Raw genomic sequence first — 14,903 nt, 5'->3', positions numbered from 1 at the left:
GCAGGGGCACGATGCCCGCGAGCCGCCGGAGGTTTGCGCGGCAGCCGTTCCACCCACCGGTGCGTACCCCGCGGTCCCACGCGAGGTCCACCCCCAACTTCCGGTCCGGTGGAACGGCTGCCGTCTCCCCCCTCGGTATGGCTACGGAACCCCCATGCTCCAAGTGTGAAGCTCTGGTGGAGGAAAGTTGAGCATAGGCGCCAGAGCGGCCGCAATACTGCGGATGTTCAAATTCCGCTTGTGTAACTTGAGGCGTCGGGCTCAGCCCCGCCCGATGTAGGGCATCGCCGTCGCCAGCACCGTCGCGAACTGCACGTTCGCCTCCAGCGGCAGCTCGGCCATGTGTCGCACGGTGCGCGCCACGTCGGCCACGTCCATCACCGGCTCCGGGACGACTTCCCCGTTCGCCTGGAGCGCCCCCGCCTCCATCCGGGCCGTCATGTCGGTGGCCGCGTTGCCGATGTCGATCTGGCCGACCGCGATGCGGTACGGCCGCCCGTCGAGGGACAGCGACTTGGTGAGGCCGGTCAGGGCGTGCTTGGTCGCGGTGTAGGCGACCGAGAGGGGGCGGGGCGTGTGCGCCGAGATGGAACCGTTGTTGATGATCCGGCCGCCCTGCGGGTCCTGCTCCTTCATCCGCCGGTAGGCCGCCTGTGCGCACAGGAACGCCCCGTTGAGGTTGGTGTCCACCACGTGCCGCCAGGCGTCGTACGGCAGGTCCTCGACGGGCACCCCGCCGGGGCCGAACGTCCCCGCGTTGTTGAACAGCAGGTCGATACGCCCGAACAGCTCCGCGGCCGCCGCGAACAGCGCCTCCACGTCCTCGGGCCGGGAGACGTCGGTGCGCACGGCGAGCGAGGGCGCACCGGGCACCAGTGCCACCGTCTTCTCCAGCGTCTCCATGCGCCGGCCTGCCAGCGCCACCGACCAGCCGGCGCGCAGCAGCTCGACGGCGACGGCCCGGCCGATGCCGGAACCGGCGCCGGTCACCACAGCGATCTTCGATTGCCTGTCAGTCATGGCTCCGCAGCGTAGGCGGGAAGTCCGCCATACGGAATCGAGTGTCCGCCATACGGCTACCCGTGCCCCTCCGGATCCGGACCGCGCACGCTCCGTCCCCGTCGCGTCCCGCCCGCGTTCATGTGCGTCTCGGCAGTGTGTGCGAACTGAGAACATGGGTGCCGACTGTTTCGCAGAGGGAGGGACACATGGCCGAGCACGCGGCGGCGCCGACGCCGGAGAGGGGACACGAGCCCACCACCGCGCAGCCGTCGGCCCCCGCCACCCGCCGCACCGGCCCGCTCGTCACCCTCGTTCTCGGCGGACTCACCGCCACGCCCCCGCTGGCGATGGACATGTACCTCCCGTCCCTGCCGGAGGTCACCCGCTCCCTGCACGCCCCCGCCGCCACCGTCCAGCTCACCCTCACCGCCTGCCTGGCCGGCATGGCGCTCGGGCAGCTGGTCGTCGGCCCGATGAGCGACCGCTGGGGACGCCGCCGCCCGCTGCTGTCCGGCCTCGCCGTCTACCTCCTCGCCACCGCCCTGTGCGCGGTGGCGCCGAACGTCGAGACCCTGGTGGCCTTCCGGCTGGCGCAGGGCCTTTCGGGCGCGGCCGGCATCGTCATCGCACGGGCCGTCGTACGCGACCTCTACGACGGCGTCGCCATGGCCCGCTTCTTCTCCACCCTGATGCTGATCTCCGGGCTCGCGCCGATCGTGGCACCGCTGATCGGCGGGCAGATCCTGAGGGTGACGGACTGGCGGGGCGTGTTCGTCGTCCTCACCGTGGTCGGGGCCGCGCTCGCCGCCCTCGTCTGGCTGCGGCTGCCCGAGACGCTGCCGCCCGCCGAACGCCCCCACTCCCGGCTTCGCCCGAGCGGGGTGACCCCCATCGGCGGGGGAGTGGGGGAGGCCCTGCGCGCGATGCGCGGCCTGCTCGCCGACCTGCCGTTCACGGGCTACATGCTCACCGGCGGGTTCGCCTTCGCCGCGCTGTTCGCCTACATAAGCGCCTCGCCGTTCGTGATCCAGGAGATCTACGGGGCCTCCCCGCAGACCTTCAGCCTGCTCTTCGGCCTCAACTCCGTCGGACTGATGATCGCCGGGCAGGTCAACGGCAAGGTGCTGGTGGGCCGGGTCAGCCTGGACAAGGTGCTCGCCACCGGCCTCGCGCTGATCGTGCTCGCCACGACCGCCCTGCTGCTGATGACCGCGGGCGCCTTCGGCGAGGTCGGCCTGGCCCCGGTCGCCGCCGCCCTGTTCGTCCTCATGTCCGCGATGGGCCTGACCCTGCCCAACGCCCAGTCCCTCGCCCTGCTGCGCACCCGGCACGCCGCCGGCTCCGCCTCCGCACTGCTCGGCGCCTCCTCCTTCCTCGTCGGAGCGGTGGCCTCCCCGCTCGTCGGGGTCGCCGGAGAGCGCACGGCCGTGCCCATGGCGCTCGTCCAACTGGCGGGAGCGCTGGTCGCGGCGGCCTGTTTCATGGGAATGTGCCGTCCCTGGAACACATGTGCGGGGTCGGAGGGAGACCAGAACTGAGCGCACCGAGACTGCGCGTCGGCACACCCGAACGAGCCGGGCTCGACCCCACCGAACTCGGGCACCTGGCCGGCGAGGTGCACGCCCTGACCACCGGAGCCCACCCCTGGGCGGCCGGTGCCGTCGTGCTGGCCGGCCGCGGCCCCGTGATCGCCGTGGCCGAGGCCGCGGGCTGGGCGGTGCGCTACGCCTCCTACGACCCCGAGACCGGCACCGGTGTCGAACTGCCGCCCGCCGCCCGGGTCCCGGCCACCGTCGACACCCCCTTCGACCTGGCCTCCCTCACCAAGCTGTTCACGTCCGTCGCCGCCGTGCAGCAGATCGAGCGCGGCACCCTCGGCATGGACGCCCGGGTCGGTGCCTATCTGCCCGAGTTCACCGCGGCCGCCCACCACGACATCACCGTGCGGCAGCTGCTCACCCACACCTCCGGGCTGCGCCCCGAACTCCCGCTGTACGACTGCCCCGACGACCGGGCCCGCCTCGCCCTGCTCCGTGCCGAGGCCCCCACGTTCGATCCCGGCCGGTACCTCTACTCGGACCTGAACATGCTCCTGCTCCAGTTCGTCCTGGAGCGGATCACCGGCCGCAGCCTCGACGTCCTGATCGAGGACGGCATCACCCGTCCGCTCGGGATGACGGCCACCGTCTACGGGCCCTGCCCCGGCGCGGCCGCCACCGAGGACCAGCGGCGGCCCTGGGCCAAGGCGGACCGTGGGATGCTGCGGGGCGTCGTCCACGACGAGAACGCCTGGGCGCTCGGCGGGGTGGCGGGCCACGCGGGCCTGTTCTCCACCGCCCGTGACCTCGCGGTCTTCTGCCGGGCCCTGCTCGCGGGCGGCTCGTACGGCCCCGCGCGCATCCTCGGCCCCGACTTCGTGGAACTCCTGTTCACCCCGCCGGGCCTCGGGTTCGCCCTGGACCAGCCGTGGTTCATGGGCGAGCTGGCGGGCAGGGGCGCGGCCGGCCACACCGGCTTCACCGGAACCTCCCTGGTCCTGGACCCGGCGACGGACACGTTCCTGATCCTGCTGGCCAACACCGTCCACCCGCGCAGACGGCCCCCGGACAGCGGACCGCGGGCGGCCGCGGCCACGCGGCTGGCGCGAGCGGTACGCGGTGCCTGAGCCGCGTGCGGCCCGGACCCTGCCGGGCACCTGAGAGAATCACCGGGTGAACGCTCCCGCCGACCCGGCCGACACCCTGCGCGCATCCCTGGCCGCGCTGCTGGACGGACTCCCGCCGAAGTCCGCCGCCGGAGCCGTGGAACGGCTGATCGCCAACTACCGCGGGGCCACCCCGACCGACGCCCCGATCCTGCGCGACCGCGCCGACGTGGCCGCCTACGCCGCCTACCGGATGCCGGCCACCTTCGAGGCGGTCCGCTCGGCGCTGGAGGCGTTCGCGGACGCCGTGCCCGGGTGGACACCCGGCAGCCACGTGGACGTCGGCGGCGGCACGGGCGCGGCGACCTGGGCGGTGACCGCGACCTGGGAGGGCACGCGGCCGGTGACCGTGCTGGACTGGGCCGAGCCCGCGCTCGCCCTCGGCCGGGAGATCGCGGCGGCCAACCCGGCGCTGCGGGACGCCCGCTGGCAGCGCGCCCGCATCGGAGCGGCGCTCACCCTGGACAGCACCGACCTCGTCACCGTGTCGTACGTCCTGAACGAACTCGCCGAGGCCGACCGCGCCGCCCTCGTCGACGCGGCCGCGGCCGCCGCGCAGAGCGTCGTGATCGTGGAGGCCGGCACGCCCGCGGGCTACGACCGTGTCATCGAGGCCCGCGACCGCCTGATCCGGGCCGGATTCCGGGTCGCCGCCCCCTGCCCGCACAGCGCCGCCTGCCCCATCGTCCCCGGCACGGACTGGTGCCACTTCTCGGCCCGGGTCAGCCGCTCCTCCCTGCACCGCCAGGTCAAGGGCGGGTCCCTGGCGTACGAGGACGAGAAGTTCAGCTACGTCGCCGCGACCCGGCTGCCGGCCGAACCGGCCCCCGCGCGGGTGGTGCGGCGGCCGCAGATCCGCAAGGGCCAGGTGCTGCTCGACCTGTGCGAGGCGGACGAGCGGCTGCGCCGTACGACGGTCACCAAGCGGCACGGAGACCTGTACAAGGCGGCCCGGGACGCCGACTGGGGGGACGCGTGGCCGCCGGGTACCGCGGAGTCCGGGGACCCGGTGTCATAGGGGCTTGTTAGCTTCGACCCATGGTCAAGAAGCCTGCCCCCGACGCCACCCGCCGCAGCGAGAAGTCCCGCCGGGCGATCTACGCCGCGGCCCTCGCCCTGGTCGGCGAGGTCGGATACCCGAAGACCACCGTCGAGGGGATCGCCGCCCGGGCCGGGGTCGGCAAGCAGACGATCTACCGGTGGTGGGGGTCGAAGGCGGACGTGCTGCTGGAGGCGTTCCTGGACCTCGGCGAGCAGACGGCCCGGGAGGCGGGGCAGGAGCCGTACGCGATCCCGGACACCGGTGACCTCGCCGCCGACCTCAAGGCGGTGCTGCGGGCCACGGTGGACGAACTCCTCGATCCCCGTTTCGACGTACCTGCCCGCGCGCTGACCGCCGAGGGCGTGGTCAACGAGCAACTGGGCCGCGAGTTCGTCGCCAAGCTGCTCGAACCCCAGCTCCAGCTGTACGTCGACAGGCTGCGCTCGGCCCAGGACAGCGGAGCGGTACGCCCCGGCATCGACCCGCGCATCGCCCTGGAACTCTTCGTCTCCCCCCTCGCCCAACGCTGGCTCCAGCGCACGGCCCCGATCTCGCACGCCTACACGGACACGCTGATCGACTACGCCCTGCACGGTCTGGCACCCCGCTGATCCTTCGCCCACCCACCCGACTCGCTGAGCTCCCTGCCTCCGGCGGCGGGACCCGCGCCGGGCAGCCTTCCCACCTCGCCCGGCTACCGGTCTCGTCCGCTTTCGCACCTCGCCCGGCTGCCCGCCGCGGCCGAGCGGCAATGGGCCCCGCGCCCCCGGTCGTGCGTGCCGCTTCCCCTCCGGCGCTTGTGTGAGTCGCGTCTCGTCCGGTTTCTCCAGGTCCGGGGTGTGGGCCCCCGGGAGGCAGGAAGATGGGACGATGAGGCATGCTGTCCGCACCACAGCGAGGCGACCACGGCGACGGAGGCGATAGATGAGCGCGACGTTCGGCGGCCGGTCGGGCCGGCGGGGCAAACTCTCCCAGTGGCTGCTCGGACGCCGCCCGAAGGAAACCGCCGACGACGGGGGCCGTGAGGCCCTGCTGCTCGCCGCCGCCGCGGCGGGACTGCCGCTCGCGCCCGCCGCACACCCCGCCCCCGGCTACCGCTGCTCCTGCGACCGCGTGGGCTGTCCCACCCCGGCCCGGCACCCGGTGTCGTTCGCCTGGCAGACGCAGTCCACGACCGACCGAGGGCAGATCGAGCGCTGGGCCCGGCACCAGCCGGAGGCGAACTTCATCACCGCGACCGGCATGGTGCACGACGTCCTGGACGTGCCCGTGGAGGCCGGCCGGGAGGCGCTGGAGCGGCTACTCGACAGCGGTGTGGAGGTCGGCCCGGTCGCCGAGAGCGACGACGGCCGCATGCTGTTCTTCACCCTCACCCGGGGCACCCCCGAGGACGAGGACGAGTGGTGGCCCTGCGAGCTGGACTGCCGCCCCGAGACCATGGACGAGCACCCGGGGCTGCGCTGGCACTGCCGCGGCTCCTACGTCCTCGTACCGCCCGCCCGGCTGCCCGGCGACGACGGCCAGCAGGTGCGCTGGGTACGCGGCCCGGAGCATGCGCTGCCCGACCCGCTGAGCCTGCTCGAGATGCTCACGGACGCCTGCGCCCGCCACGTCGGCTCCGAGGCCGAGCACGCGGGCACCGCCTGGCCCCCGCGGCACTAGACCGGCCGACGGGCCTACGCGCCCTGCGCGGCGGTCAGTCCCCGGACCTGCCCCAGGACCGACACCTGAGCGCTGCCCGCCGGGTCCAAGGCGACCTCGTTGGAGATGTACTCCAGCGTCAGCGACTGCTCGACCTCACCCTTGATCAGGGCCTTCACGTCCTTGTTCGGGATCGGCACCGTGGTGCCCGGGGCCGAGGTCCGCTTCTCGTAGTGGTGCGTCGTGAAGAAGACCACCGCCCCTCCGTCCGCCGTGCGCAGCGCGAGCGGCGCGTAGTCGCCGCGGGTCAGCGGCTGGTCGACGTACTGCCGCACCAGCCCCGGCTTCTTGGCCTGCGCGTTGCGGTACGTGCGCCAGCCGCTGGTGCTGGGCCCGTCCGCGAACGTCTTCCCGCCGCTCTTCAGATAGGCCGCGTAGTCCTTGCTCAGCTCGCGCGGCGGGACGGCCAGTTGGGCGGCGCCGCCGGGCACGGCCTCGGCGAACCCGTCCGCGTCCGTCTTGAACCGCGGTACGTCACCGGGCTTGACCAGCGTCAGATACGCCACCTGCCACGGGCCGCCGAGGTCGCTGCGGGTGAACACCAGCAGCCAGCGGAAGTTGCCGGCCTGGTTGGCCTTGGCGTCGGCGACGAACCAGCGGGGCCAGCCAGCCTTCTTGACGATGGTGAACTTCGTGTCCGTCAGCTTCAGCGGGGTGTGGTTCGGGTTGCCGCCGGGGTTGTTCGCGTGCCCGGCCTTCAGCCGGGCGGCGTTGATGTCGGCGAGGGCGCCGGTGACGTAGTCCTCGTCCAGGGAGCTGTCGTAGGCCTTGTCGGCCTTGTTGTACGCGTCCGTGAACCGTGTGAGGGCCTTGGCGGCCTCGGCGCGGGTGGCGGCGGGGAGCACCTCGCGCTCCCCGTGCACCACCACACATCCGCTCGCGGACAACGACAAAGCGGTGAGCGAGGCCGCTATCAGCGCGCTCCGGTCACGCCTGCGGAGCCTTCGACGGCTGCGTTCCCTGGTCATGAGGTGCCTTCACCTTCCCCTTCCCGGAGGCGAACCCTACCGGGGCGAGGAAGATCGCGAGTGTCGGGACCAGGTACAGCAGCCACACCGTGACCTGGACCACGGTCGGGTCGGGCTGGAAGTTGAACACGCCCTTGAGAAGCGTGCCGTACCAGCTGTCCGGCTCGATGGTGCCGCTGATGTCGAAGGCCAGGTCGGCGATGCCCGGGATCCAGTTGGCCTCCTGCAGGTCGTGGAAGCCGTACGCCAGCACGCCCGCCGCGACCACGACCAGCATGCCGCCGGTCCAGGTGAAGAACTTGGCCAGGTTGATCTTCAGGGCGCCCCGGTAGAACAGCCAGCCGAGGAGGACCGCCGTGGCGAGGCCGAGGGCCACGCCGATCAGCGGGCGCGGAGTGCCGTCGCTCGCCGCGTGCACCGAGGCCCATACGAACAGGGCGGTCTCCAGGCCCTCACGGCCGACGGCCAGGAACGCGGTGGCGACCAGCGCGCCCGTGCCCATCGCGAGGGCCGCGTCCAGCTTGCCGTGCAGCTCGGACTTCAGGTGCCGGGCGGTGCGCCGCATCCAGAACACCATCCAGGTCACCAGGCCGACCGCGACGACCGACAGCGAACCGCCGAGCGCCTCCTGTGCCTCGAACGTCATCTCCTGCGAGCCGAATTCGAGCGCGCAGCCGAAGCCCATCGCGATGGCGATCGCGATGCCGACGCCGATCCAGATCGGCCTCAGGGCGTCCCTGCGGCCGGTCTTGACCAGGTAGGCGATCAGGATGCAGACGACGAGCGACGCCTCAAGACCCTCACGCAGGCCGATCAGGTAGTTGGAGAACACGGGCTACGCCTCCTTCGAGAACAGCGTCCGGCCCCACCAGTCGTCCTTGTCCCGGACGCCGGGAGGTACCGCGAACACCGCCGAACCCACGTGCTGGATGTACTCGTTGAGAGCGTCCTGCGCCGACAGCCTGCGCTGCAGCGGGATGAACCCCTTGCGGACGTCCCGCTGGTAGGCCAGGAAGAACAGGCCGGCGTCCAGGCGGCCGAGGCCGTCGCTGCCGTCGGTGAAGGAGTAGCCCCGGCGCAGGATCGTGATCCCGCCGTTGGAGTCGGGGTGGGCGAGCCGGACGTGCGCGTCGGGCTTCATCGCCTTCAGGAACGGCTTGTCGCGCTCCTTCGCCTTGCCGACCGGGGCGCCCTCACCCTTGTCCCGGCCGAAGACGTCCTCCTGCTCCTGCAACGAGGTCCGGTCCCAGGTCTCGATGTTCATCCGGATGCGCCGGGCGACCAGATACGACCCGCCCTCCATCCAGCCGGGACCGTCGCCGTCGCCGACCCACACGAACTTCTTCAGCCGGTCCGTCTCGGTGCCCGCGATGTTGCGGGTGCCGTCCTTGAACCCCATGAGGTTGCGGGGCGTCTGGGCGTCCGGAGTCGTGGACGAGGTCTTGCCGAAGCCGAGCTGCGACCAGCGGATGGCGACCTTGCCGAAGCCGATGCGAGCCAGGTTGCGGATCGCGTGCACAGCCACCTGCGGGTCGTCCGCGCAGGCCTGGATGCACAGGTCGCCGCCGGTACGCGTCCGGTCCAGGTTGTCGCCCGGGAACTGGGGCAGGTCGACCAGGGCCTCGGGGCGCCGGTGCGCGAGGCCGAACCTCTCGAAGAGGGACGGGCCGAAGCCGATCGTCAGCGTCAGCCGCGACGGCTTGAGCCCGAGGGCCTCGCCGGTGTCGTCCGGCGGCGCCTCGGCCAGCCCGCCGTACGCGCCCTCGCCGACCGCCTTCCCGGCGGTCATCCGGCGCGCGGCCTCGGTCCAGTCCTTCAGCATCCGCACGAACTCGGCGCGGTCGTCGGTCTTCACGTCGAACGCGGCGAAGTGCAGCCTGTCCTGCACGGGGGTGGCTATGCCGGCCTGGTGGGCGCCGTGGAACTCCACCGCGCCGCCCGCCTCGGCGGCCGTCGGATCCACGTCGTTGCCCGCCTTGGCCGCCGCCACCGCACCGCCGGCCGCGGCGGCACCGAGCGCGAGCCCGGCACCGCCCCAGCCGATCAGCGCGCGGCGGGAGGGGGAGGAGCTGTTCTGGGTCTCGGTCATGACCGTCTGCTCCTTCTTACTTCGCGACCGTGGCGGCGAGCTTGGACAGCGGTTCCGCGAGGGCGTTGACCGCGTCCGACAGCTCCTTGCGCTGGTCCTTGGTGACCTTGTCGTACGAGACGAAGTCGTACGCCTTCTTGTCGGAGCGGTACTTGTCGAGCAGCGTGTTCAGCCCGGTGAACTGCTTGTCGAGCTCGGTGGTCAGGGCCTTGTCGTTCTGCTCGGCGACCGGCTTCAGCAGCTCGTACGCCTTCTGCGCGCCCTCCACGTTGGCCTTGAAGTCGACCAGGTCGGTGTGCGCGTAGCGGTCCTCCTCGCCGGTGACCTTGCCGGTGGCGACCTCGTCGAGCAGCTCCTTGGCGCCGTTGGCCATGGAGGTCGGGGTGATCTCGGCCTTGCCGACCCGCTCCTGCCAGTCCTTCAGGTCCGTCACCAGCTGGTCGGCGAGGGTCTTCTCCTCGGCGCCGATCTTCTTGTCCGCCCAGAGGGCCTTCTCCAGGCGGTGCCAGCCGGTCCACTTCTGGCCGGCCTCCAGGCCGTCGGCGCGGGTGTCGGTCTTGGGGTCGATGTCACCGAAGGACTCGGCGATCGGCTCGGTGCGCTCCCAGCCGAGGCGCGAGGGGGCGTACGCCTTCTTGGCGGCCTCCATGTCGCCGGCCTTGATCGCCTTCGCGAAGGTCTCGGCGAGCGGCACGGTGGCGTCGGCCTGCTCCTGGGCGTACTCGCGGTAGTCGGCAACGGCCTTGTCCAGCTTCGGGTTGCGCTGGGCGGTCCTGCCGGAGCCGGTGACGGTGAGCTTCTGCCGGACGCCGTGGCCCTTCATGCCCGGGCGGCAGGCGATCTCGTACGCGCCGGCCTTCACCTCGGCGGTCAGGGTGTACTTGGTGCCCGGGCCGATGTTCTCCTTCTCGGAGACGATCCGGTCGTCCGGGAAGAGGATCTCGACCTCGGTGGCCTTCGAGCCCTTGTTCTCGATCTTCAGCGTGACCTGGCCGGCCGGAACCGACGTGGCGGAGGTGTCGCACTTGGAATCGGCTGCGGTCACCTGGATCGCGTCGCCGTCCTTGGCGTCGCTCTTCGCCGTGCAGGCCGTGATGGCGGTCAGAGCGGCCACGGTGGCGGCTGCGGTGACGGTGAGTCGGACGGCTCGCATGCAGGCTCCAAGCGGGGATGGTGTGGTGAGGCTGGCCTAACTTACATGAGGCTTACCTCACCTCTACCCGGCCGGGTCGCGATTCAGCTCTCACGGAAATCTCACAGGCACGGCTTGATCTCGGCGGCTCAAAACAGACCCCAAGAAAGAGTAAAGAGAAGGTCAAGCAGCGCGGTGCGGGGGTTACCAGAACCGCCCCCGTGCGGGGATGCGGGAACACCTCAACCGGCTGGTCGCAGACGTCCGAAAGCAGTCGCTCGGTGAAAACCTCGGCAGGCGGACCGTCGGCCGTGACACGACCGGCGCACAGGATCGCGACCCGGTGCGCGTAGGCCGCTCCAGCGCCGGATCGTGCACCACCACGACCACCGCGTCACCGGCGCGCGCCCTTTCCCGGCACAGACGCGGCGCCGACTCCTGGTGTTTCAGGTCCGGTGCGCTTCAAGGGCCGCGAGAGCAAGGCGTAATCCGCTGTCGGACACTCCGTGCCGTGCCCGAGACTGGCCGGCATGGACAGGTCGCACAGGGAACTGCTGGGGCCGGGTGGCCTGGTACTGGACGTACGAGGCCGGACCGGGCTGCCGCCGTTGCGTTTCGAGTGCGCGCCCGGCGGCAGGGTGCTGCTGCGGCAGGGGGACCGGCCGGTGATCCTGGGCCGCGAGGAAGAGGGCGGCTGTTCGCGGGAGGGTCTCTTCGTGCACCGGCTGGCGGGCTACCGCTCACCGTTGCCGCGGATCCGCTCCGCATGGCAGCGCCGGCCGGGCAACTGGGTCCACCGGTACGCGCGTTGGCTGGAGGAGGCGCCACAGGACGGACCGCTGCACGAGGGGCGCTGGCACCTCGGGGTGCGCGACCGGTTTCCGGCGTATGTCTGGTCGGGCGACTTCCTGCGGGACTGGCCCGGCGGTCATCTGGACTGGTGCGAGGGCGGCTGGGAGGGCGTCGTACCGCTGCGGGAGCTGTCGCCGGAGGACGATCCGCGCGTGAAGGCCTACCGGAAGCACGCGCGCGAGGGCACTCTCGCGCCGGTTCTCCTGTGGCAGGTCACGCTCCTCGACGGCTGGGTGATCCTCGACGGCCACGACCGGGCCGTCGCCGCACTCGCGGAGGGACGGACCCCGCCCTGCGTGGTGCTGATCCGGGCGCCGGGCGAGGAGGACTGGCGCCGGACCGCCGACGAGGTGAGCCAGTGGTACGAGGATCGGCTGGCGCGACTGGCCGCCCGCCCCGGCGCGGAGCCGGAACGGCAGACCATGCTGCGGTCGTACGGCGACACCGTCTCCGGCCTGCCGTACGAGGTGGCCTGCACGCGCACCTGGGCGCTCCCCGGCGGCGCCCCCGCCTGGGACGCGCTCGCCACCGCCGCGATGTTTCAATTTCCAAGTGACTGACTACGACGTACTCCGCGTCTTCTGCGGACCGAACGGCGGCTACGGCAACGAACTCGGCGTCGTCCGTGACGGCTCGGTGCTGCCCGAGCGCGCCGACCGGCAGGAACTGGCCGCGAAGCTCGGCTTCAGCGAGACCGTGTTCGTGGACGACCCCGAGCGCGGGGTCATCGACATCTACACCCCCACCCTGCGCCTGCCCTTCGCCGGTCATCCCTGCGTCGGCGCGGCCTGGTTGCTGGACGTGCCCGAACTGGTCACGCCCGCAGGGGTGGTCGGGGCTCGCCTGGACGGTGAGTTCAGCTGGATCGAGGCCCGCGCGGAGTGGGCTCCGCCGCGCACCCTGCGCCAGTACCCCACCGCCGCCGAGGTCGACGCCCTCGACGTGCCGCCGGCCGGGGAGTGGATCTACGCCTGGGCCTGGGAGGACGAGGCGGCCGGGCGGATCCGCGCCCGCGCCTTCCCCGGCCGGGGCGACGGCATCGACGAGGACGAGGCGACGGGCGCGGCGGCGCTGCTGCTCACCGACCGGCTGGGCCGCGCACTGAACATCACGCAGGGCAGGGGCTCCCAGATCCTGACCGCGCCGCAGCCGAACGGCTGGGTGGAGGTCGGCGGCCGGGTCTTCCTGGAACGCTGACCGCGACAGCCCTTCCCTCGCGGCCCCTTACGGCCGCAGCGCGTCCCCGAAGCCCGCGTCTCGCAGCACGCCGACGCCGCTCTCGGCGAGGCCCGGCGTGCGCGGCCCCGTGGAATACGCCCGGCCGTCGCCGGCCGACTGGGCCGGGTGACCCGCGCCCGGCCCGGCGGGGATCAGGCGGACAGCGGGAACTCCTCGCCCAGCGCCCGGAAGACCCCGGTGTTCAGGGCGAACGCCGTCTTGCACTCCGTCACGATCCGCTGCTTCTCCAGATCGTCGGCGGCGACCCCGTCCAGCAGTTCCCGGTAACCCCGCTTGAACGCGGCGGGGTTGGGGATCTGCTCGAACACATAGAAACGGACCCCGTCACCCTTCTTGGCGAAGCCCCAGGTCTTCTCCGCGCGGTCCCGGATGATCTGTCCGCCGGAGAGATCGCCGAGGTAGCGGGTGTAGTGGTGGGCGACGTAACCGCCCGGCCAGCGCTCGGCGCACTGCCGGATCCGGTCCGCGTACGCCCGGGTCGCGGGCAGCGCGGACAGGCCCGACCGCCAGTCGGCGCCCCGCAGATGCGCCAGGTCCCGCTCCAGCGCGGGCAGACGCAGCAGCTCCGGCCGGATGAACGGCCCCGCCACCGGATGCGTGGCCAGGTGCTCGGCCGTGCTCTCCAGTGCCGCGTAGACGAACCACAGTTGCTCGGTGTACCGCGCGTACGCCGCCATGCCCAGCCGGCCGCCGAGCAGGTCGCTCATGAACGTCGAGGTCTCCGCCTCCACGTGCTGCTCGTGGGACGCGGTACGGATCAGGGCCGAGAAGGAGTCCATGAACAGATCCTCTAAGGTAAGGCTTACCTAAGTCAATGCCTTTGCCGACGGTCTGTCGGGAAAGTTGCCGACAAGTTGTCGGCAAAAGCGTACAAGAGAAAGCCCGCCCCCGTCAGGGGGCGGGCTCGGCGGCGATCGGGCGGGAAGGGACGGTGGCCGGGCGGCGGCGATCAGGGGAGTGTCAGGATCTCCGCACCCGTCTCCGTCACCACCAGAGTGTGCTCGAACTGGGCCGTCCGCTTGCGGTCCTTGGTCACCACGGTCCAGCCGTCGTCCCACATGTCGTACTCGTAGCTGCCCAGCGTCAGCATCGGCTCGATCGTGAAGGTCATGCCCGGCCGCATGACCGTCGTCGCGTGCGGGCTGTCGTAGTGCGGGACGATCAGGCCGGAGTGGAACGACGAGCTGATCCCGTGCCCGGTGAAGTCGCGTACGACCCCGTAGCCGAAGCGCTTGGCGTACGACTCGATGACCCGGCCGATGATGTTGATCTGCCGGCCCGGCTTGACCGCCTTGATCGCCCGGTTCAAGGACTCGCGGGTGCGCTCGACCAGCAGCCGGCTCTCCTCGTCCACGTCCCCGACCAGGTAGGTCGCGTTGTTGTCGCCGTGCACCCCGCCGATGTACGCCGTCACGTCCAGGTTGACGATGTCGCCGTCGTTGAGGACCGTCGAGTCCGGGATGCCATGGCAGATGACCTCGTTGACCGAGGTGCACAGCGACTTGGGGAAGCCGCGGTAGCCGAGCGTGGACGGGTAGGCGCCGTGGTCGCACATGTACGCGTGGGCGACCTTGTCCAGCTGGTCGGTGGTCACACCCGGCGCGATGATCTTCGCGGCCTCCTCCATCGCCTGCGCGGCGATACGGCCGGCGACACGCATCGCCTCGATGGTCTCCGGGGTCTGCACCTCGGGCCCGGTGTACGGCGTCGGCGCGGGCTTGCCGACGTACTCGGGGCGGCGGATGTTTCCGGGTACCGAACGGGTGGGAGAGAGCTCCCCTGGTACGAGCAGCGACTGGCCAGACATGCCAGCGAGTCTAACCAGCGCGCATGGGGGAACATGGCGGTGGCGAGAGGAGCTGTCCATGGCCCTGTTCAAGAAGCGCACCGTCGGCAAGCCGGGCGAGTGGTACTACTGCCTGGAGCACAAGAAGGTCGAGGAGGGCCCGGACTGCCCGGGCAAGGACCGCTTCGGGCCGTACGCCTCCCCGCAGGAGGCGCAGCACGCGCTGGAGACGGCGGCCGAGCGCAACCTCCAGTGGGAGAACGACCCCCGTTGGCACGACGCCTCCGCGCGCGGTGACCGGGACGGCGACCAGGACTGATCACACCTGCGCGGGCAGGGTGGCGGTGCGCTGCTCGCGCAGTCGCACCGCGTGCTCGTCGGTCCGGGC

15 protein-coding genes and 1 pseudogene are annotated in these 14,903 nt (G+C 71.7%); 8 read left to right on the top strand and 8 right to left on the bottom strand.

The genetic code is table 11. From position 1 onward, the window contains the following. Positions 1-261: 261 nt before the first annotated feature. Positions 262-1,020, bottom strand: a complete 759-nt coding sequence (locus AVL59_RS38425) for an SDR family oxidoreductase (protein WP_067313850.1) — start codon at positions 1,018-1,020, stop codon at positions 262-264. Positions 1,021-1,208: 188 nt separating this feature from the next. On the opposite strand from AVL59_RS38425, the gene AVL59_RS38420 reads away from it, so the two are divergent. From AVL59_RS38420 to AVL59_RS38400, 5 genes are all read left to right on the top strand, one after another. Next, on the top strand, positions 1,209-2,540 hold the full coding sequence (locus AVL59_RS38420; RefSeq protein ID WP_067313848.1) for a multidrug effflux MFS transporter: 1,332 nt from the start codon (positions 1,209-1,211) through the stop codon (positions 2,538-2,540). Then, positions 2,510-3,667 carry a serine hydrolase domain-containing protein gene (locus AVL59_RS38415; RefSeq protein WP_208870644.1) on the top strand — a complete coding sequence of 386 codons (1,158 nt, stop codon included), beginning with the start codon at positions 2,510-2,512 and terminating at the stop codon, positions 3,665-3,667. Before AVL59_RS38420 ends, AVL59_RS38415 begins: the two co-directional genes overlap by 31 nt. Before the next feature lie 46 nt (positions 3,668-3,713). Next, a complete protein-coding gene (locus AVL59_RS38410; protein WP_067313847.1) occupies positions 3,714-4,724 on the top strand; it encodes a small ribosomal subunit Rsm22 family protein in 1,011 nt (336 codons plus the stop codon). Between the two features lie 20 nt (positions 4,725-4,744). After that, a complete protein-coding gene (locus AVL59_RS38405; protein WP_067313845.1) occupies positions 4,745-5,359 on the top strand; it encodes a TetR/AcrR family transcriptional regulator in 615 nt (204 codons plus the stop codon). A 313-nt stretch (positions 5,360-5,672) separates the two neighbouring features. Then, positions 5,673-6,410, top strand: coding sequence for a bifunctional DNA primase/polymerase (locus AVL59_RS38400; protein ID WP_067313844.1), 738 nt, complete (start codon positions 5,673-5,675; stop codon positions 6,408-6,410). Between the two features lie 14 nt (positions 6,411-6,424). Here the strand turns inward: AVL59_RS38400 and AVL59_RS38395 are convergent, their stop codons facing one another. From AVL59_RS38395 to AVL59_RS55260, 5 genes and pseudogenes are all read right to left on the bottom strand, one after another. Next, a complete protein-coding gene (locus tag AVL59_RS38395; RefSeq protein ID WP_067313842.1) occupies positions 6,425-7,417 on the bottom strand; it encodes an SCO2278 family lipoprotein in 993 nt (330 codons plus the stop codon). Continuing rightward, positions 7,377-8,249, bottom strand: a complete 873-nt coding sequence (gene efeU, locus AVL59_RS38390; protein ID WP_067313841.1) for an iron uptake transporter permease EfeU — start codon at positions 8,247-8,249, stop codon at positions 7,377-7,379. The genes AVL59_RS38395 and efeU overlap by 41 nt, the downstream gene beginning before the upstream one ends. A gap of 3 nt (positions 8,250-8,252) precedes the next feature. Further along, positions 8,253-9,506 (bottom strand): iron uptake transporter deferrochelatase/peroxidase subunit, encoded by a 1,254-nt coding sequence (gene efeB / locus AVL59_RS38385; protein ID WP_067313839.1) that lies wholly within the window; start codon positions 9,504-9,506, stop codon positions 8,253-8,255. Between the two features lie 16 nt (positions 9,507-9,522). Then, positions 9,523-10,659: an iron uptake system protein EfeO gene (efeO, locus tag AVL59_RS38380; protein ID WP_067313837.1), complete on the bottom strand. Its 1,137-nt coding sequence runs from the start codon at positions 10,657-10,659 to the stop codon at positions 9,523-9,525. Positions 10,660-10,837: 178 nt separating this feature from the next. Further along, positions 10,838-11,100 (bottom strand): annotated as a pseudogene (locus tag AVL59_RS55260) (hemin ABC transporter ATP-binding protein); the annotation flags it as partial. 68 nt (positions 11,101-11,168) lie between these two features. Between AVL59_RS55260 and AVL59_RS38375 the strand changes: the two are divergent. After that, positions 11,169-12,050: a hypothetical protein gene (locus tag AVL59_RS38375; RefSeq protein WP_067313836.1), complete on the top strand. Its 882-nt coding sequence runs from the start codon at positions 11,169-11,171 to the stop codon at positions 12,048-12,050. Continuing rightward, the gene (locus AVL59_RS38370; protein ID WP_067313834.1) at positions 12,043-12,687 is read left to right on the top strand and encodes a PhzF family phenazine biosynthesis protein; all 645 of its coding nucleotides are present in this window, start codon (positions 12,043-12,045) and stop codon (positions 12,685-12,687) included. Before AVL59_RS38375 ends, AVL59_RS38370 begins: the two co-directional genes overlap by 8 nt. 173 nt (positions 12,688-12,860) lie before the next feature. On the opposite strand, the gene AVL59_RS38365 is transcribed toward AVL59_RS38370, so the two are convergent. Both AVL59_RS38365 and map read right to left on the bottom strand, forming a co-directional pair. Beyond that, positions 12,861-13,508 carry a biliverdin-producing heme oxygenase gene (locus tag AVL59_RS38365; RefSeq protein ID WP_067313833.1) on the bottom strand — a complete coding sequence of 216 codons (648 nt, stop codon included), beginning with the start codon at positions 13,506-13,508 and terminating at the stop codon, positions 12,861-12,863. Positions 13,509-13,678: 170 nt separating this feature from the next. Then, positions 13,679-14,536: a type I methionyl aminopeptidase gene (map, locus tag AVL59_RS38360; protein ID WP_067313831.1), complete on the bottom strand. Its 858-nt coding sequence runs from the start codon at positions 14,534-14,536 to the stop codon at positions 13,679-13,681. 58 nt (positions 14,537-14,594) lie between these two features. On the opposite strand from map, the gene AVL59_RS38355 reads away from it, so the two are divergent. Beyond that, positions 14,595-14,834, top strand: a complete 240-nt coding sequence (locus AVL59_RS38355) for a hypothetical protein (protein WP_067313829.1) — start codon at positions 14,595-14,597, stop codon at positions 14,832-14,834. Positions 14,835-14,903: the final 69 nt, after the last annotated feature.

The sequence above is a fragment of the Streptomyces griseochromogenes genome (assembly GCF_001542625.1).
GTDB lineage: Bacteria > Actinomycetota > Actinomycetes > Streptomycetales > Streptomycetaceae > Streptomyces > Streptomyces griseochromogenes.
This window is presented reverse-complemented; position numbering and strand designations above follow the sequence as displayed.

Coding starts and splice junctions, on each gene's coding strand:
- AVL59_RS38415 (WP_208870644.1), top strand. CDS start 2,510: ATGTGCGGGGTCGGAGGGAGACCAGAACTGAGCGCACCGAGACTGCGC.
- efeO (WP_067313837.1), bottom strand. CDS start 10,659: ATGCGAGCCGTCCGACTCACCGTCACCGCAGCCGCCACCGTGGCCGCT.
- AVL59_RS38395 (WP_067313842.1), bottom strand. CDS start 7,417: ATGACCAGGGAACGCAGCCGTCGAAGGCTCCGCAGGCGTGACCGGAGC.
- AVL59_RS38365 (WP_067313833.1), bottom strand. CDS start 13,508: ATGGACTCCTTCTCGGCCCTGATCCGTACCGCGTCCCACGAGCAGCAC.
- AVL59_RS38375 (WP_067313836.1), top strand. CDS start 11,169: ATGGACAGGTCGCACAGGGAACTGCTGGGGCCGGGTGGCCTGGTACTG.
- AVL59_RS38425 (WP_067313850.1), bottom strand. CDS start 1,020: ATGACTGACAGGCAATCGAAGATCGCTGTGGTGACCGGCGCCGGTTCC.
- AVL59_RS38405 (WP_067313845.1), top strand. CDS start 4,745: ATGGTCAAGAAGCCTGCCCCCGACGCCACCCGCCGCAGCGAGAAGTCC.
- AVL59_RS38420 (WP_067313848.1), top strand. CDS start 1,209: ATGGCCGAGCACGCGGCGGCGCCGACGCCGGAGAGGGGACACGAGCCC.
- AVL59_RS38400 (WP_067313844.1), top strand. CDS start 5,673: ATGAGCGCGACGTTCGGCGGCCGGTCGGGCCGGCGGGGCAAACTCTCC.
- efeB (WP_067313839.1), bottom strand. CDS start 9,506: ATGACCGAGACCCAGAACAGCTCCTCCCCCTCCCGCCGCGCGCTGATC.
- map (WP_067313831.1), bottom strand. CDS start 14,536: ATGTCTGGCCAGTCGCTGCTCGTACCAGGGGAGCTCTCTCCCACCCGT.
- AVL59_RS38355 (WP_067313829.1), top strand. CDS start 14,595: ATGGCCCTGTTCAAGAAGCGCACCGTCGGCAAGCCGGGCGAGTGGTAC.